At 67.6% G+C, this 16,449-nt stretch carries 16 protein-coding genes and 5 pseudogenes; 11 read left to right on the top strand and 10 right to left on the bottom strand.

Features of this window, described 5'->3' with window-relative positions:
- Positions 1–231 (top strand): hypothetical protein (locus GNX96_RS51620; protein WP_279580290.1); only part of this gene is annotated, 231 nt, incomplete at its 5' end.
- A gap of 280 nt (positions 232–511) precedes the next feature.
- Here GNX96_RS51620 and GNX96_RS13860 read toward each other — a convergent pair.
- Positions 512–1,528, bottom strand: coding sequence for an IS21 family transposase (locus GNX96_RS13860; protein WP_279580291.1), 1,017 nt, complete (start codon positions 1,526–1,528; stop codon positions 512–514).
- Positions 1,529–1,849: 321 nt separating this feature from the next.
- Positions 1,850–1,951: an SEC-C metal-binding domain-containing protein gene (locus GNX96_RS63450; protein WP_390624007.1), complete on the bottom strand. Its 102-nt coding sequence runs from the start codon at positions 1,949–1,951 to the stop codon at positions 1,850–1,852.
- Between the two features lie 243 nt (positions 1,952–2,194).
- Between GNX96_RS63450 and GNX96_RS13870 the strand changes: the two genes are divergently transcribed.
- The 4 genes from GNX96_RS13870 (at position 2,195) to GNX96_RS13885 (ending at position 4,027) form a co-directional block, all read left to right on the top strand.
- A complete protein-coding gene (locus GNX96_RS13870; protein WP_163568406.1) occupies positions 2,195–2,521 on the top strand; it encodes an SRPBCC family protein in 327 nt (108 codons plus the stop codon).
- A gap of 212 nt (positions 2,522–2,733) precedes the next feature.
- Positions 2,734–3,021 (top strand): hypothetical protein, encoded by a 288-nt coding sequence (locus GNX96_RS13875; RefSeq protein ID WP_279580292.1) that lies wholly within the window; start codon positions 2,734–2,736, stop codon positions 3,019–3,021.
- Positions 3,022–3,195: 174 nt separating this feature from the next.
- Positions 3,196–3,504, top strand: a complete 309-nt coding sequence (locus GNX96_RS13880; RefSeq protein WP_163568407.1) for a hypothetical protein — start codon at positions 3,196–3,198, stop codon at positions 3,502–3,504.
- A gap of 193 nt (positions 3,505–3,697) precedes the next feature.
- Positions 3,698–4,027, top strand: coding sequence for a hypothetical protein (locus GNX96_RS13885; RefSeq protein ID WP_163568408.1), 330 nt, complete (start codon positions 3,698–3,700; stop codon positions 4,025–4,027).
- Between the two features lie 36 nt (positions 4,028–4,063).
- Here GNX96_RS13885 and GNX96_RS13890 read toward each other — a convergent pair.
- The 8 genes and pseudogenes from GNX96_RS13890 to GNX96_RS51635 form a co-directional block, all read right to left on the bottom strand.
- A pseudogene (locus GNX96_RS13890) lies at positions 4,064–5,259 on the bottom strand (VWA domain-containing protein).
- A gap of 13 nt (positions 5,260–5,272) precedes the next feature.
- Positions 5,273–7,471 (bottom strand): annotated as a pseudogene (locus GNX96_RS63455) (DUF5682 family protein).
- Positions 7,468–8,556, bottom strand: a pseudogene (locus tag GNX96_RS13900) (ATP-binding protein). The pseudogenes GNX96_RS63455 and GNX96_RS13900 overlap by 4 nt, the downstream one beginning before the upstream one ends.
- A gap of 34 nt (positions 8,557–8,590) precedes the next feature.
- The gene (locus GNX96_RS67200; RefSeq protein ID WP_452124477.1) at positions 8,591–9,154 is read right to left on the bottom strand and encodes a DUF5691 domain-containing protein; all 564 of its coding nucleotides are present in this window, start codon (positions 9,152–9,154) and stop codon (positions 8,591–8,593) included.
- The gene (locus GNX96_RS13915; protein ID WP_163568411.1) at positions 9,097–10,104 is read right to left on the bottom strand and encodes a DUF5691 domain-containing protein; all 1,008 of its coding nucleotides are present in this window, start codon (positions 10,102–10,104) and stop codon (positions 9,097–9,099) included. The genes GNX96_RS67200 and GNX96_RS13915 overlap by 58 nt, the downstream gene beginning before the upstream one ends.
- Entirely contained in the window at positions 10,101–10,808 is a 708-nt protein-coding gene (locus tag GNX96_RS51625; RefSeq protein ID WP_279580294.1) for a hypothetical protein, read from the bottom strand. Before GNX96_RS51625 ends, GNX96_RS13915 begins: the two co-directional genes overlap by 4 nt.
- Positions 10,721–11,098, bottom strand: a complete 378-nt coding sequence (locus GNX96_RS51630; protein ID WP_279580295.1) for a hypothetical protein — start codon at positions 11,096–11,098, stop codon at positions 10,721–10,723. The genes GNX96_RS51625 and GNX96_RS51630 overlap by 88 nt, the downstream gene beginning before the upstream one ends.
- Positions 11,068–11,388 carry an SWIM zinc finger family protein gene (locus tag GNX96_RS51635; RefSeq protein WP_279580296.1) on the bottom strand — a complete coding sequence of 107 codons (321 nt, stop codon included), beginning with the start codon at positions 11,386–11,388 and terminating at the stop codon, positions 11,068–11,070. The genes GNX96_RS51630 and GNX96_RS51635 overlap by 31 nt, the downstream gene beginning before the upstream one ends.
- Positions 11,389–11,686: 298 nt before the next feature.
- Here GNX96_RS51635 and GNX96_RS51640 point away from each other — a divergent pair.
- From GNX96_RS51640 to GNX96_RS13950, 6 genes and pseudogenes are all read left to right on the top strand, one after another.
- Positions 11,687–12,076, top strand: a pseudogene (locus GNX96_RS51640) (LLM class flavin-dependent oxidoreductase); the annotation flags it as partial.
- A gap of 56 nt (positions 12,077–12,132) precedes the next feature.
- Complete coding sequence (locus tag GNX96_RS51645) at positions 12,133–12,591, top strand: LLM class flavin-dependent oxidoreductase (protein WP_279580371.1); 459 nt, start codon at positions 12,133–12,135, stop codon at positions 12,589–12,591.
- A 216-nt stretch (positions 12,592–12,807) separates the two neighbouring features.
- Positions 12,808–14,170: pseudogene (locus GNX96_RS13935) on the top strand (NtaA/DmoA family FMN-dependent monooxygenase).
- The gene (locus GNX96_RS13940) at positions 14,167–14,730 is read left to right on the top strand and encodes an NADPH-dependent FMN reductase (RefSeq protein ID WP_163568413.1); all 564 of its coding nucleotides are present in this window, start codon (positions 14,167–14,169) and stop codon (positions 14,728–14,730) included. The pseudogene GNX96_RS13935 and the gene GNX96_RS13940 overlap by 4 nt, the downstream one beginning before the upstream one ends.
- The gene (locus tag GNX96_RS13945; RefSeq protein ID WP_163568414.1) at positions 14,727–15,263 is read left to right on the top strand and encodes a flavin reductase family protein; all 537 of its coding nucleotides are present in this window, start codon (positions 14,727–14,729) and stop codon (positions 15,261–15,263) included. Before GNX96_RS13940 ends, GNX96_RS13945 begins: the two co-directional genes overlap by 4 nt.
- A gap of 29 nt (positions 15,264–15,292) precedes the next feature.
- The gene (locus GNX96_RS13950) at positions 15,293–16,417 is read left to right on the top strand and encodes an LLM class flavin-dependent oxidoreductase (RefSeq protein ID WP_163568509.1); all 1,125 of its coding nucleotides are present in this window, start codon (positions 15,293–15,295) and stop codon (positions 16,415–16,417) included.
- Positions 16,418–16,449 lie beyond the last annotated feature (32 nt).

Raw genomic sequence — 16,449 nt, forward strand, 5'->3', positions numbered from 1 at the left:
GATCCGCGTAACGCATCGCGCGTCGGCCAGTTCAGTGGACAGTTGGCTTTGAGCTGCTGTAGCGGCGCGCTTCGCTTCCTCTGCGGCGCGTTGAGTTGCTCACGATCGAGTTTTCCTTTCTCTGGTCAGGAATTTTCCTTGTTTCTTCTGGCCGGCGCGGGTCGCGAGCCGGTCAGCGCATTGAACGTAACGGAGAATCGATCACCACCTTCGATGCCGGTCATGGGGTGAATGGCCGCGTAGGCCGATCCTCAGTGTGCTCACGCTCGGTTTCCTTTCACTCTGCGGCGCGTTGAGTGTGCTCACGATCGAGTTTCCTTTCTCTGGTCAGGAATTTCCTTGTTTCTTCTGGCCGGCGCGGGTCGCGAGCCGGTCAGCGGCATTGACGTAAACGGAGAAATCGATCACCACCTTCGATGCCGGGTCAGGGGTCGAATGGCCGCGTAGGCGATCAGCTTCGGCTAGCGCGGCGGCCGACGGTGGTCGGCGGGTTTTGTGTTTGCAGGGCGGCTTATCGTGAACCCGGCCAGGACCTTCTTTCTCTAAGGCCGGCCACGTGGCCGTCGTCTCGGACCATCACCACCCCCGCGCCGTCCAGGCGCGCGTGTGCGCGGCCACGACCGCGCCGGTAGCGGGGCGGCGATGGTGGTCGGCGGGTTTGTGTTTCACGGTGCGGTGCGTGAGCAGCACCCTGGACAGGCCAATCCGAGTAGGAGTTTCCACGCCAGGACACCAATCCTTGCGCGGTCACGGTCCGCTCATCGGACAGCTCGGCCGGGAACACCACCCCCGGCGGGGGACGCAAAGGTTCAGCGTCAGCCAGCGCGCCGACCGTGGTCGGCGCCCCGTCGAGCATCCGCTTGCGGGTGTCCAACCGGGCGGTGAGTCGATCCAGCAACGCCTGAGCCTGGGCCGGCGTGGTCTCGTCCGGTAATGTTCGCCACCATCGTTGCGCGGCGGAATGATTCGCCTTTTCGACAACGCCTTTGCGGTTTCCCCGCCTCGGTGGGCAAATAACGACGGTGACTCCGTAATGTTTCGCCACTTCACCGAAACTGGGCAGTACCGCACCGGTCGGTGGATAGCAAACGGTGGACATCCGGTCGAACCGCCACACCTTGGTCAGCCCACCCAGGCGCGCCACGACAGCGTCCATCGCCTCGACCAGATGCGGGAAATCCTCACTGGTAGCCAAAACTCCGCGCCACCGCGAGGAATGCGCGAGAGCGCCGACCAGTAGATGCGCGTGCTTTCCCAGGCCCCACGCCGATGGTGGATCAGGAAGTTCCAACCAGTCCCATTGCGTCTCCGCGCCCGCCGGGTGCGCGATCACCGCGGTGTCACGGCCCTTGGACCGGTCACACGCCTCGCAATGCGGACGCAGCCCCAGGTCGCGGATCGCCGCGGTCAGCGACGGATACGAACCAGTGAACCCCAACGCGACGACCTCGTCGAACAACGTCGACGCCCACAAATGCGGATCATCAACCAGCCGCTGCCGGCAATACGGCACGAACTCCGCGATCACCACCGGCTCGGACCGGACCCGCTTACCAGGCTCCCGAGCGCCACTCAAATACGCGCGGATCGTCTTCCTGTCCCGGCCCAGATGACGAGCAATCGCCGAGAGATCGACCAACCCTGCCGGCGAAGCGCGTGCGCATCCACCTCTTCCTCCACGCTGAGCATCGAGGCCCCCAACAAGTCACATAGCGAACACAGTCACTACGCACTGTCAGTAGAACCATCCTGACCAGCGCGAACGCCACGCCGGACGACACCCAACTGGGGAAAATGATCTAGCAAAAGTGGGGAATTTCAGCTAGCGCCATCATCGCGCACGTAGTAGTCACCAAGCGTGTCGTCGTACCGCCCAACAGTGCGGCAGCAGCGTTTGAAAGCGCCGCCCGGACCCACATGGGCAGGGGTCGTTGCCGCCGAGTTTTTCCACCAGCTCGGTGTCTTCGCCGACGAATCGGTGACCACGCTTGACGTGGGTCTCGCTAGAGGGAACCCCCTGCGGCGTTTGCTGCTGGGCTCAAAAGGACGCCTGGGCGTCGAAATCGTGGTCCATGACTGCCTCCTTGGTAAGGACGGCCCACGGTAGACCGCACCCGTAAGGCTGAGCCACCGAATTAAGGGCCACCGAATCAAGAGCGCCCGACAAGCGTCAGTTGACGCGACCGACAGAACCGTGCGGGCGCTGCGCCGGCCGCCGATCCGGCAGGCCAAGGTGGAGCTGTCGTTCCGCGTGCTCGGCCCGGCGCTCACCCGGGTCGCGGTCGAGCATCGCGGCTGGGAGGCGCTTACCGACGCGCAGGCCCACGAGGAGTGCGCACTGCCGGATGGTGGCGGCTATGCGGGTGGCTCGCACGTCCGCGGCTGGCAACAGATTCTGGCGCGGTCCGCGGCTGCCTTGGGCGAGCTGGTCGCCGCGGATCCGGCCGCGCAGGCAGGTCTGATCGCGCCCGAGGTGGTGACTTTCGTGTCTCCCAAGGGATCGCCACTCTCCCAAGAGTAAGATTAATGGATCTTTACCTCTACTTTAATCACCTGACAATTGTCACGTGACGTCCGATTAACTTTCGGTAATGGGCAACAGTTTCTTGGCCGGATACCCGGCCCCTGCTGGTGGTGCGTCGTTGGCACGAATATGGGATTCTGCGCGTGAGTGCGGGTCGTAGCGTAATGGTCGTACCGCACCGAGACCATATTCGTGAAGGGGCAGGAACCATGTCTGAGGTTGACAGCTACAGCGTCGAGAGCGGTGGAGACTACGGCGTCCACGAGGACTACTCCAACGGGAACGCCGCTGAGTATTACGACACCAACCACGATGGTGTCGTCGACACCGCGTACGAGGACACCAACCACGATGGCGTCGCCGACACCGTCGAGGTGGACTCGAACGAGGACGGTCGCGTCGACGCCGTGGGTGTCGACAGCAACGAAGATGGCCACATTGACGCTGCCGCGTACGACACCAACTATGACGGCAAGGTCGACTACACCACGACCTGATTTAGCGGTCACATTGAGCGGTCAAAGAACGGCCAGCGGGCCGGTCTCCCCCAGTGGAGGCCGGCCCGCTGCTTTGTGGGGTGGCATGGATCGGGGATGGATGGGGGGTGGAAGGCGGAAGGTAAAGTTATAGTCAATTCGCACCACGGCGAAATTGACGAAAGGATCAGTCCCATGTCCCTCGACCACGACGGCGATGGCCACGTCGACGGCTACACGCAGAGCTACTCAGACGACACTTCCGCCGACTACGTTGACACCAACAGTGACGGCAATGTCGACACTGTGTACGCGGACACTGGCGGTGACGGATACGTCGACACCGTCTACAACGACTCCGACGGCGACGGCCAGGTCGACCACGTGTACACCGACACGAACGAGGACGGTCGCATTGACCACACCTATGCCGACAACAACGAGGACGGCAAGGTCGACTACGACTATTCCGGTGGCACCGCGCCGGAATACAACAGCAACTGAATTCCGGTTGTGAAGGGGCCCGGTCTCCGTGCGGGGACCGGCCTTTCCCATCCGTTGCGGAGGTGGCACGGATATGGGATGGTGCGCTGGCGATTGAGCCCTAAAGTAATTGCCAACAGCAGGACTGGATTCCCCAGGCGAAACGTTCAACCCGCGGTTCGGTCCGCGGTTCAGCCCAGAAAGGCACCGTGAAATGACGTACGAGACCGACAGTTACAACATCGACCACGATGGCGACGGGCATGTTGACGGTGTGCACGAGGACTTCTCCAACGGTACGTCGCAAGACGTGGTGGACACTGACCATAACGGCACGCTCGACACCGCTTATGAGGACCGCAGCGGCGACGGCTATGTGGACACGATCGAGCACGACAGTGATGGTGACGGCGTGGTCGACCACGTCTACACCGACACCAACGAAGACGGCACGGTCGACCACACCTATGCGGACAACAACGAGGACGGCAAGGTCGACTACGACTACTCTGGCGGCACCGCGCCGGACTATCCCAACAACTGAGCCAAAACCGTCCGCGAGCTCGACGTTTTCCTTCTGCTAGAAGGGGAGTTGTCGGGCTCGCGGTGGTTTATTGATTGCGCAGCTGGTAACGGTCCGCCCGCCGGTGAGATCGCCGCGAGCCAGCGCCTCGGCGAGCAAGTCCGGGAATGCGTCTGGAGTGCAGGCGAAGGCCGGCACCCCGAGCGCGGCGAGAGCGGCCGCGTTCTCCCGGTCGTAGGACGGCGCGCCGGAGTCGGAAAGCGCCAACAGCGCCACCACTTGTACGCCAGCAGCGGTCATCGCGCGCATCCGCCGGAGCATCTCGGACCGCACGCCACCTTCGTAAAGATCAGAGATAAGAACGAAAAGCGTGTCGGTCGGCCGGGAGATCAGGGATTGCGCGTACGCGATCGCCCGGTTGATGTCGGTGCCGCCGCCGAGTTGGGTGCCGAAAAGAACCTCTACTGGATCGTGCAGGCGACCGGTCAGATCGACGATATTGGTGTCGAAGGCGATCACCGAGGTGCGCAATGCGGCGATGCTTGCCAGCACAGCACCGAAGACTCCCGCGTAGACCACCGATTCGGCCATCGAACCGGATTCGTCGATCGCCACGATCACGTCCCGCTGAACGGCATTCTGCCGCCTGCCGTATCCGACCAGTCGCTCCGGGATGACGGTTTTCTGGTCTGGCTGGTAATGCTTGAGATTCGCGTGAATGGTCCGGTTCCAGTCCACGTCCGGCAACCGCGGCCGACGGCTGCGGCTGGCCCGGGTGAGCGCGCCGGCGACCGCCGACCGGGTGGCCTGGGCGATCCGCCGCTCGACCTCGGTGACGACTGCTCCGACCACTTGACGAGCGGTCGCTTTCGCGGTTTCCGGCATCGCCTGGTGCAGCGACAACAAAGTGCCCACCAGGTGCACGTCTGGCTGGACGGACGCCAGCATTTCCGGCTCCAGCAACAATCGCGCGAGGTTCAGCCGGTCGATCGCGTCGGCCTGCATCACCTGCACGACACTGGATGGGAAGTACGTTCGGATGTCCGCCAGCCAGCGAGCCACCCGCGGCGCGGAATCCCCGAGCCCGGCCGACCGGTCACCACTTCCACGTTCGGGTGCTCATAAAGCGCGTTCAAAGCGCCGTCCATGGCCGCGTCCGCACCGGAAACTCCGCCGAGCGCGGTGCTGGCCGGGTCGCCGAGCAGCAGTCGCCAGCGCCGCTGTCTGTTATCACTCATATCGGGGTCGCTCATTCGGCCACTCCCATCAAAAAAACGCGACGGTAGCGATCGCACCGGCGGCCCGCTCGGCGTCGATGTCGTCGGTCTCGCTTTCCGCCCGCACACTCGTACGCTTGCGTAGCTTGTCGGCCAGATTGCTCCGCTCGCCACTGGGCAACGTTCCGAAAGTGCGGCGCAGCAACGGAAGCACCGCGACGAAGTCATCGGCGTCCAATGTGGACACCCAGTCGTCCAGAATGCCGAGCAGTTCCGGGTCGTTCAGGAGCAGCAGCCCGCCGCCGGCCAGGAATCCCTGGATCCAGGCGGCTTTTCCGGTCGCGGTGGTGCCGATCGAGAGGGCCGCGTCGAGCCGCCGGGCCGCGTCACCAACCGGCAACCCGGCGCCGCTGTCCAGCAGCAGCCGAACCATTCGACCGATCAGCAGTCCATGCACATCCCGCCGGTCGATCAGGCCGGCCAGCGTATCCAGCCAGCGTTCCCGGCCGTCGGTCTGGTCTCGCAGCGCGATCGCATCATGAACTTCATCGATGCGCTTACTCATCTGTTGCGCACCGGCGTCGTCCAACGACCCGATGCCAGCGGGCAGCCCGGCGCAGAGCCGGATCCCGATGGCGTCCGCGACCGCACCGAGCGCACCGGTGTCGGTGCCTCGTACGTCCCCATATCTCAGTGACCGAGCCAAAGCCGGCAGTGCGGCCATCAAATGCGCGATGTCCAGGTCGACCGCGGCTTTGGCGTCCAATGCGGACAGTACGACGTCCAATGCCTCGGGCAGGTCGGAAAGGAGTGCGCGCTCGACCACGTCGGTTACGTCGGTCAGGGTTTCGGCTTTGTCGGCCGCATCGACCAAAAGTGCGGCTGCCGCGGCCGCGACGGTGGTGCCCCAGCGGGCCGCGTCGATCACCGCGACCGCGAGTTCGGGCCGCCAGGCCAGTGTCCAGGTCTCGGCGAACGTACCGGTGTGCCGGACCTGCGAGTCCGCCATCACGGCCCAGTCCACGCCGATGGCGAGCAGCCGGTGCAGCAGCCGAGACCGTTCGCGGTCGTTGGGTTTACGCAGGTCAAGAGTGATTGTCTTCTCGGTGGCCGCGATCGCCAGCCGGAGCCGGCGGGCCTGCGCCCGCAGGTCCGCCTCCAGTGGCACGGTCGGCGCCGATGCCGGCACCGAGCCGAGTTTTTCGCCCACCACAAGGTTTGTGGTGACCAGATCGACCAGCATGTCACTGCCGTCGCAGAGCACCGAGCGGGTCGCTTCGGTCACTTCGGCGAGCCCGGCCAGGGATCGGCCGCGCAGCGCCGCGAGTGTTTCGGCCAGCCGGGTCGCCTCGATGACATGCGCGGACGACACCGGCAGGTCCTGGTCACGCAAAAGTGGCGGCAACCGCGGTCAGCCATCGCACCACCGGCCGGTCGGCGGAGGTGAAGAGATGGTGATACCAGCCCGGGGAGGTGATGCCGGCGCCGTAGCCGGAGGCCGCTGCGATCCGGGTGTGCGTCCACGGCACCCAGGTCAGGGTGGCCTTGCGCTTGGCCAGCCCGGTCAGCAGCTGACGATCGGCGGTCGCGGTCGGGTACGGCGGGAGCAGCGCCGGCGCGTGCCACGCACCACACACCACCGCGATCGGGTCCGCGCCGTCCTTGATGGCTTTGCGCAGGACCGTACGCATCTGAGCTTCCCGCCGGTGCTCCCACGGATCGGTCGGCGGCATGGCCTCGCGCAGCGCCGCCATCGCCTCGATGACCGCTGGAAAAGGGCTGTCCGCCGCGGGATCGCGGGTTTCGATGACCGCGTCCCACCAGCGCTCCGGGTCGTCGTAGCCGGCCGCGGCGGCGAGCATCCCGAGCGGGTCCTGCTGCAGGTTGCCGCTGTCGGGGTCGCTATCGGGGCTGTCATCGGACGGTTCGCGGGCGAGCCCGGCGCCGGCCGGCAGGTCGCAGAACCGTACCGGCACGCCCGCGTCCAGCGCCCACCGGATTGCCTGCCATTCCGGCGAAAAAACGCGGTGAACGGCCAGAAGGACGCCCGGCGCGGCTGGTCCGGCAGGTACGCCAGCAGGGCCACCGGCGGTTCCATCTCCGGGTCCGCCGCCAGCTCCAGCAGCCCGTCGGCGTCCGGCGGGCCCTCGATCAGCACCACTTGCGGCCGCAGCCGCTCCAGCTCGGCCAGCACCGCCCGGGCCGAGCCCGGTCCGTGGTGCCGGATCGGCAGGATGGTCACGCTCACCCGGTGACCTCACGGCAGGCCCGGTAGAAGTCGGCCCACCCGTCCCGCTCGCGGACGACCGCCTCCAGGTATTCCACCCACACCACCCGGTCCGAGACCGGGTCGCGGATCACCGCGCCGAGGATGCCGGCGGCGATGTCGGACGGACGCCGCAGCACCCCGTCACCGAAATGTGCGGACAGCGCCAAACCGCTGGTCAGAACGGAGATCGCCTCGGCCGTCGAGAGGGTGCCCGAGGGTGACTTGAGCTTCGTACGCCCATCTTCGGTGCCGCCGGTGCGCAGCTCGCGGAACACCGTGACCACCCGGCGGATCTCGGCGACCGCGGCCGGCACCTCAGGCAGTTGCAGCGACCGGCCGAGCTGCTCGACTCGCCGGGCGACGATCTCCACTTCCTCCTCGGCGGAGGCCGGCAGCGGCAGGACGACCGTGTTGAACCGCCGCCGCAACGCGCTGGACAGTTCGTTCACGCCGCGGTCGCGGTCGTTGGCGGTGGCGATCACGTTGAAGCCGGGCACCGCCTGAACTTCGGTGCCGAGCTCGGGCACCGGCAGGGTCTTCTCGGACAGCACGGTGATCAACGCGTCCTGCACGTCGCTCGGGATCCGGGTCAGCTCCTCGATCCGGGCGATCCGGCCGTCGGTCATCGCGGTCATGATTGGCGAGGAGACCAGGGCGGCTGCGGTGGGCCCTTCGGCCAGCAGCCGGGCGTAGTTCCAGCCGTACCGAATGGCTTCCTCAGGCGTCCCGGACGTGCCCTGTACGAGCAGCGTCGAGTCGCCGCAAATCGCCGCGGCCAGGTGCTCGGACACCCAGGTCTTGGCGGTGCCCGGGACCCCCGAGCAGCAACAACGCGCGGTCGGTGACCAGGGTCGCGACCGCTACCTCGACGAGGCGGCGAGGTCCGACATATTTCGGCGAGATGACCGTGCCGTCGGCCAGCGTGTCGCCGAGCAGGTACGTGACGACCGCCCATGGCGACAGCCGCCAGCGCGCGGCGGCCGCGGCCGGTCGTCGACTTTCGCCAGCGCCGCCAGCTCGTCCGCGTACTCCTGCTCGGCGTGCGGCCGCAGCAACTCGGTCAACGTGAACCCTCCGGCATCTGGTTCGGTCTGGCTGTCATCGCAGTCCCCCCAGCATCTGGCGGCGGAGGTCGATCAAGTGTGCGGCCCGGCGCAGAGCCGGCTCGGCGCGGCTGTCGGCGAACCGGTCAGCGAGCTGTCGCAGCAGCTCAGCGATCCGCGGACTGCTGTCGTCCGCGGCCGCGCGGTAGCCAACCAGCTCGATAGTGGCCGTTGGCACGTACGACTTCGGGTCCTCGGCCAGTGCCTCCAGCACGGCCTCCGACAGCGCCGACGGCCAAGGTCGCGGGCACCCACTGAGCAGCGACAACGCGCGTTGGCCGTCCTCGCGCAAGGCCTGCGCGACCACTCGCGTACGGGCCTGTGGAGGCAGGATCGTCAGCAGTGGCTGCGCTCGGTACGGCCCGAGGGCGGCGACCAGCGCGGTGGCCCACTCCAGGTTCTGCTCCAGCTGCGCGGCCTCGGTCCAGCCGGTCCGCAGCTCGCCGCCGAAGGGTTGGTTGTCGGTCAGCGCGAGCAGCTCGGCGGGGGTTAGGCCTGCGGTTACGTCAGAGCGGTCCAGGTCTTCAGCGGGGTGGCCGTGATGATCTGGCGCAACCAGAAAGCGGACAGCCCCTCGCCCTGGCGGCCGGGCTTTTCGGCGATCCCGTCGGCGCGCATGCCTGCGTCGTACGAGGGTGTCAGGACCAGCATTTTCGGCCGGCCGAGCAGCCGTTTCTCGAAGATCACCAGGGTCCGGGCCCGCTCAGCCATCCGCTGGCTGCGGCCCGAGTCGGGCAGTCGGCGCAGCAACTCCCAGGCGATTTCCCGGACTTCGCGCCGGCGATCGGTGGCGGCCAGGTTCAGGGCTGGCTCGTCAGCCGGAGTCAGCTGGTCGGCGAAGGCGGCCAGCAGGTCTCGCCGGTCTGGCAGCGACTCGTCATCCCAATCGGCCATAAGTGCCTCGCGAGCGGCGTCCGGGTCATACCGCCGAGCGGCCGCGAAATCGTCCCGCCGGCTGAGCGGATCGGCGAGCCGCCAGCCGCCGTCCGCCGGCAGCGGCGCGGCGGTGTCGCCGTACGCACGCAGCTTCCGCCACTGCGGTCGCTGTCCGGCCAGCCAGCGACCCCGCTCGCCGACCGCGCCCAGCAAGGCTTTCGCGAGGTCGCCGTGCCCGGCGGCGCGGTCCAGCAGACTCGGGATCTGGGCCTCCGGCACCCGCTGGCCGGCCGCCGTGATCGCGGTCGCCAACTCCTGGAGCAGGACGCTGTCGCCGCCCCCGAGAACGCCAACCAAAGCGGCTGTGACCAGCGAAGACGCGGTCGGTCGCAGGTCGTGCGGGGAGGGCTGCGGCCGGTTTGTGGAGGGCGCGGCCAGTGGTTGGCCGGCCCGCCGGTACGCGGTGAGGAAGGCAGCCGCGTCGAGCAGCGTCCCGGCCGGGTCGGCAGGTTGGTGTGCGTCGACCAGTTGGCGGACCGGCCGGGCGATGCCAGCCGGCAGCGTCGCGAGGTCGACCTGGCGGCGAGCCGTCCCCACCGTCGCCGCCGCGACCAGGTCGTCCCAACTGGTCATAGCCGGATCACCGCGGTTTCGGTCAGCACGGACACCGCTCTTACGCCGGTGGCCGTCCATTCGGCCAGCACGTCGACCGGGTGGCCGCCGGAGACCGCCACCAGTGGCCACGGATCGGCGCCCAGCAGCCGCACAGTGCCGTCGCCGACCAGCGTCCAGTCGTCGTCATGCCGTACGGGCGTCACCCCGGCGAGCAGGACCGGCCAGGCCTCCAGCCACGGATTGGCCGCCAGCCCGGCCGCCCACTGGCTGGCCGCCTGGGCCATCGTCCCTGGAGGCGCCGGTCCCGGAGGCATTGCGGCTATCTCTGAGATCCGCTGCGGTTCGCCGTGCCTTTCCCCGATCAGGACACGCAAACCTTCCGCGCCCGGATAGAAATGGGCGTCCGCTCGCACCTCTTCGCCTGGGATCAGCGAGGCGTCCAGCGACTGCTGCACCGAGGCCGCGTACGACAGGACGAGCGCCGGCCGCCCGGTCTGTTTGCCGAGCAACCACGCCCGCCGGGTCCGCAGCCGCGGGTCCTCGGTGTCCCGCCAGCCCAGCACCTGCCAGGTGTCGGTGACCGGCGCGGTGGCCAGCACGTCCTCCCGGCTCACCGGATAGCCGACCTGCGCCTTTACGGTCGCGGCCAGCGGCGCCGGCAACTCGCTGATGCGGCGATGCGCTCGTACCAGCAGCCGGAGCATCCCGTATTCGGCGAGCACCGTGTCCGTCCACCCGGTCCCCCGACCGTGCTGAGCCGCCGCAGCGTCCCGGCGACGGCCGGTGCCTGCGCGTCGACCATCCGGGCCGCCATCGCGTCCAGCTGCGCATATCCGCCACGGCTGAGCCCGGCCAGGCCGGTCCGCACCTGGTCGCTGAGCCACTGGTCCAGCTCGTCCAGCCCGGCGCTGACTCGCGCCTCCCGTTGCTCCGCGCGCTTGGCCGCGGCTACCGGGTCAGGGGTCCGCTCAGCTCGTACGGTCAGTGACTTGGCCGCGCGATCCTCCAGCACTCACCCGCCCAAGGCGGAATCTCGGTGTCTGCGACCTGCCCGCTCGACCATCGCAGCAGCAGTGCGAGGGCATGCTTGCAGGGGAACTTGCGGCTCGGGCAGGTGCATTTGTAGGCGGGCCCGGTCAGGTCCACGATCACTTGGTACGGCCGTTTGCCGCTGCCCGCGCAGAGCCCCCACATGGCCGTGAACGTCTGAGTGTCGGCCGCGCCGGCCGCGCTCCACGGGCTGTCCGTGGACAGCCCTCTGGCGGCCCGCACCGACGCCTCGTCCGGCGCCAGTGCCAGCACCTGCTCCCCATCCCACCGCTGTCCCACGGTCGCCAAGCGTATCGACCACCGCCGACAGTCCGGGCGGGAATAGAAACCGGGGCGCCGGACGCTGTCACTCCCAATGCCCGCGGCCCCACCACGGACTGGAGGCGATGGATGCGCCGGCTCGCGCTCACCCAGCGTCGGCACGTCGACCTGTGCCGCGTGCACAGCTCCGTCTGTCCCGGGCTAACCGCCGTCCGTCCGTCCCACCCAACCGGCTGTTTTCGCGGCCCTCGGGTCCCTTGGTGTTGGTACGAAAGGGAAATCCCTCCCCATGCCATATTTCGGGTTCGCGCTGACCGCGGCCGGCCACCATCGGGCCGGCTGGGCCGAGACCTCGGCCGATCCGCGCTCGCTGTTCACTGGTCAGCACTACGTGTCGCTGGCCCAGCTGGCCGAGCGCGGCCGCTTCGACTTCCTGACCATCGCTGACTCTTTCGCGCCTGTCGAAGGGGTTGGCGGTCAGCTCGACGCATTGTTGGTGGCCGCCCGCATCGGGCCGGCAACGGACCACATCGGGTTGCTGCCGACCGTGACCACCACTCATACCGAGCCGTTCCACGTGTCGAAATCGGTGGCCACGCTCGACTATGTGAGCAATGGCCGGGCCGGCTGGCACGCCGATGTCTCACGTACGGCCGCCGAGGCCGCACATTTCGGCCGTCGCCCAGCCGAATCGTCCGTCGACTGTGGGCTGAGGCCGGCGACGCGATCGACGTGGTGCGCCGGTTGTGGGACAGCTGGGAGGACGGCGCCGAGATCCGGGACGCGCCGACCGGACGTTTCATCGACCGGGACAAGCTGCATTACGTCGATTTCGCCGGCGAGTTCTTTTCCGTCCGCGGCCCGTCGATCACCCCGCGCTCACCGCAGGGCCAGCCACTGGTGTCCGTACGGGTGGACGATCCCGCGGCGCTGCCGATTGCCGCGCAGTGGGCCGATATCGTGCACAGCTCGGCCCGGCAACTGGCCGAGGCAACCGACATTCGCCAGCGGGTACGGGCCGCGGTGGCCGCCGCTGGCCGCGATCCGGACCAGGTGGCCTTTTCTCGTCGACGTCGCCACCACGGTCGCCGGGTCGGAGCCGGAAGCGGTCGCACTGCAGGAAAGACTGGACCTAAGGGCCAGTTCCTCCACCAGTTGTTTGACTTTCGTCGGATCCGGCGCTGGTTTGGTTGATCTGATCGAGCAATGGCACGACGTGGTTGACGGTTTCACGCTGTCGGCCGCGGTGTTGCCGCAAGGACTCGAAGCGATCGTCGACCACGCCGTACCGATCCTGACCGACCGTGGACTTCTGCCGGCCGCGTACGCGTCGGGCTCGCTGCGGGACCGTTTTTTTGGCCTGCCGCGGCCGGCCAGCCGTTACGCGGCCTGATCCGGAAGGACCTGACCATGCCGAAACAGATCCACCTCGCCGCCCATTTCCCCGGTGTCAACAACACCACGGTCTGGACCGACCCGCGCTCGGGCAGCAACGTCGACTTCCGCAGTTTCGTGCACCTCGCGCAAACCGCCGAGCGCGGCAAGTTCGACTTCTTCTTCCTGGCCGAAGGGCTGCGACTTCGGGAACAGCGCGGGAAGATCTTCGACCTCGATGTGGTGGGCCGGCCGGACACCTTCACCGTGCTCGCCGCTTTGGCGGCGGTGACCGAGAAACTCGGGCTGGCCGGCACGATCAACGCGACCCTTCAACGAGCCGTACGAGCTGGCCCGCCAGTTCGCCACTCTCGACCACCTCTCAGCCGGCCGGGCCGGCTGGAACGTCGTCACGTCCTCGGATGCCTTCACCGGCGAGAACTTTCGCCGCGGCGGCTTTCTGGACCACTCGCAGCGGTACGAGCGAGCCGCCGAAATGGTGCAGGCCGCCCGCGAGTTGTGGGATTCCTGGGCCGCGGACGCGATCGTGGCCGACGGCCAGTTCGTCCGAGCTGGTGGCCTGCGGCCGTTTTCTCACCAGGGCAAGCAGTTTGACATCGCCGGTGAGTTCTCGGTACCACGGATGCCGCAGGGCCATCCGGTCATCATCCAGGCCGGTGACTCGGACAGTGGCCGGGAATTCGGCGCGGCGACCGCGGACGCGATCTTCTCCCGGCACGGCACTTTGGCCGAGGGGCAGGCTTTCTACCAGGACATGAAGTCGCGGCTGGCGAAATACGGCCGCCATCGCGACCAGCTGAAAATCCTGCCGGGCGTCACGTACATCCTCGGTGACACGCAGGCGCAGGCACACGAACTCGCCGCTGACGTACGACGCCAGCAGGTCGGTCCACAGACCGCGATCGCGTTCGCCGAACAACTCTGGAACCGGGATCTTTCCAGCTACGACCCGGAAGGTCCGCTGCCAGACGTGGATCCGGAGCCGGACGCCGTCTCGATTTCGCAGGGCCGGGCTCGTACCCACCGGGATCGGCTCGCGTCCGTGCAGAAATGGCGGGCGCTCGCCGCCGAGCGGAACCTCAGCCTTCGCGAGGTGGTCATCGAGATCACCGGCCGGCAGTCTTTCATTGGTACGCCTCGCCAAGTCGCCGAGGAGATCAACAGTTTCGTCCAGAACGACGCCTCCGACGGCTTCATCCTGGTGCCCCACCTGACTCCCGGCGGGCTCGATGACTTCGTCGACAAAGTGGTGCCAGAGCTGCAGGAACGTGGAGTTTTCCGTACCGAGTATGCCGGCTCGACGCTGCGGGAGCATCTCGGCTTGGCCCCCGTCGAAGAACGCGAGCAAAGCCCGTCGAGCGCGGTGGTTTCGGTATGACAGCGGCGCAAATCAATGCGGTGATCCTGGTCGGGCACCCACGGGCGGGGTCTCGTACGAGCGGACTGGCCGCCGCTGTGGCAGCGGCCCTCGGCGCCCGATGGGAGGCTGATTGGTGGCAGCCCCGCTGGCGGACGGTGGAGCTTGCGGACGTCGTACAGATCCGGATCGCCGGCCAACCCGACGACCGGCCGCCGCCGCCGACCACCGGCGATGATCCCTTTGCGTTGGTCCAAAATGCCCACCTGATCGTGGTCGCGACTCCGTCTTTCAAGGGCACTTACACCGGGTTGTTGAAGGCCTTTCTGGATCTGCTGCCGCCGGGGCATCTCGCCGACACCGTCGTGGTACCGGTCGCCGTCGCCGGCTCGCCAGCACACGTACGGTCCACATCGGACACTCTGAGTGCGGTGCTGCTGGAGGTGGGCGCGACAGTGCCGGCGCCGGCTTTGGGCGTGCCCGAGTCAGATCTCTCGCGGGCCGAGGCGGTGGCCTCCCAGTGGGTCGACGATCACGCGAAAGTTCTGGCTTCGGCACTGGAAAAGGTGGGTGTGGGATGAGCACCGTTTCGGCGCTGGTGACTGATTCATGCTCGGCAGGTGTCGAGCCGCTTTTCCGGGAGGTCTTTCGCCAGCACGCGGTCGGGGTCGCGGTTATCACCGCCGGCGCGGACAAACCTGTCGGGTTCACCGCCACTTCGTTGGTGTCGGTGTCCGCCGATCCGCCGTTGCTCAGCTTCAACATCTCTCGTACGGCGTCGAGCTGGCCGACCCTGAGCCGTAGCGAGTACGTGGCGGTGCACCTGCTTGCCGAGCACCAGGGCGACCTCGCCAGGGTCTTCGCGACCAGCGGCATCGACCGTTTCGCCGCGGTGCCGGGCTGGCGGCACGGGCCGTACCAGGTGCCGCTGCTGCCCAACGTGCTGGCTCACCTGGTGGCCCGCGTACACACTCGGATCGAGGCCGGTGACCACGTCGTGGTGATCGCCGCAGTGGTCGATGGCGCGGTGCCAGCAGGCGCTGGAATCGACGGCCCGCACCCCGAGGCGGCTCCGCTGGTCGCCCACCAGGGCATCTGGAAAGGGCTGCGATGAAACGCAAACCCATGAGCGGGGAGAGTCCGATGACCCGTACTCCACTGTCCATTCTCGATCTGTCGCCGGTGCCGGCTGGCGGGACTGCCCGCGATGCCGTCCGCAACAGCGTTGAGCTGGCCCAAAAAGCCGAGGCAGCTGGCTTTCACCGCTACTGGCTCGCCGAGCACCACATCGCGACCGGCGTGGCTTCTTCGGCGACCGCGGTGCTGATCGGCCAGGTGGCGGCCGCGACCAGCCGGATCCGGGTCGGCGCCGGCGCCATTCAACTGGGACACCACACGGCCCTGTCGGTGGCGGAGGAATTCGGCACGTTGGCCGCGTTCTATCCCGGTCGGATCGACCTCGGCCTCGGGCGTTCGGGCCATCGCAAGCCGCCACCGCCAGGTGTCAAAATCCCGGAACCGCCCAAGCAGGAGCCGAAAGTCATCGACGGACTGCTGGTCCCGGGACCTTTTCCGATCGGCCGGGCGGCCCGGTCGGGAAAGCTCGCGCTGGAAAACAGCCTGCTGCACCTGCCCGGCTCGACCCCGGTCGACTACGCGGACTCGGTGCACGACATTCTCGCTTTCCTTGCTGGTACGTACAAATCCGGCGACTGCGTGCAGGCGCATGCGGTTCCCGGTGAGGGCGCCGACGTGCAGCCGTGGATTCTGGGCAGCAGCGGCGGGGAAAGTGCGATCCTGGCCGGCAAGCTCGGCCTGCCGTTCGCGGCCGCGTACCACGTGGCGCCGGCTGGGGTGCTGGCCGCGATCGATGCCTACCGGTCGGCGTTCCGGCCCTCCCAGTGGCTGTCCGAGCCGTATGTGGTGGTGTCCGCGGACGTGGTCGTCGCCCGAGAGACGGACGCGAAGGCCGCCGAGCTGGCGGCGCCGTACGGACTGTGGGTGCTGGCGATTCGCAGCGGCAAGGGCGCTCGCTCGTATCCGTCGGCCGCCGAAGCCGCCGCGTACAACTGGACCGACGAGGACCGCGAGCTGGTCACCGACCGAGTCGACACCCAGTTGGTCGGCTCGCCGGCGACCGTCGCCGCGAAGCTGGCGGTCGTACGAGCCGCCACCGGCGCGGACGAACTGCTGATCACCACCATCACGTACGACCACGCGGACCGGGTCCGCTCGCACCAGCTGATCGCCGAAGAATGGCTCGGCTGAGTTTTCGCCGTTCGCGCCGCCGGGTAACCGGC

The sequence above is a fragment of the Fodinicola feengrottensis genome (assembly GCF_010993775.1).
Lineage (GTDB): Bacteria > Actinomycetota > Actinomycetes > Mycobacteriales > HKI-0501 > Fodinicola > Fodinicola feengrottensis.

Excerpts from the sequence above, each read along its gene's own strand:
- GNX96_RS13875 (WP_279580292.1), top strand. The coding sequence starts at position 2,734 with ATGTCTGAGGTTGACAGCTACAGCGTCGAGAGCGGTGGAGACTACGGC.
- GNX96_RS13880 (WP_163568407.1), top strand. The coding sequence starts at position 3,196 with ATGTCCCTCGACCACGACGGCGATGGCCACGTCGACGGCTACACGCAG.
- GNX96_RS13885 (WP_163568408.1), top strand. The coding sequence starts at position 3,698 with ATGACGTACGAGACCGACAGTTACAACATCGACCACGATGGCGACGGG.
- GNX96_RS13915 (WP_163568411.1), bottom strand. The coding sequence starts at position 10,104 with ATGACCAGTTGGGACGACCTGGTCGCGGCGGCGACGGTGGGGACGGCT.
- GNX96_RS13940 (WP_163568413.1), top strand. The coding sequence starts at position 14,167 with ATGACAGCGGCGCAAATCAATGCGGTGATCCTGGTCGGGCACCCACGG.
- GNX96_RS13945 (WP_163568414.1), top strand. The coding sequence starts at position 14,727 with ATGAGCACCGTTTCGGCGCTGGTGACTGATTCATGCTCGGCAGGTGTC.
- GNX96_RS13950 (WP_163568509.1), top strand. The coding sequence starts at position 15,293 with ATGACCCGTACTCCACTGTCCATTCTCGATCTGTCGCCGGTGCCGGCT.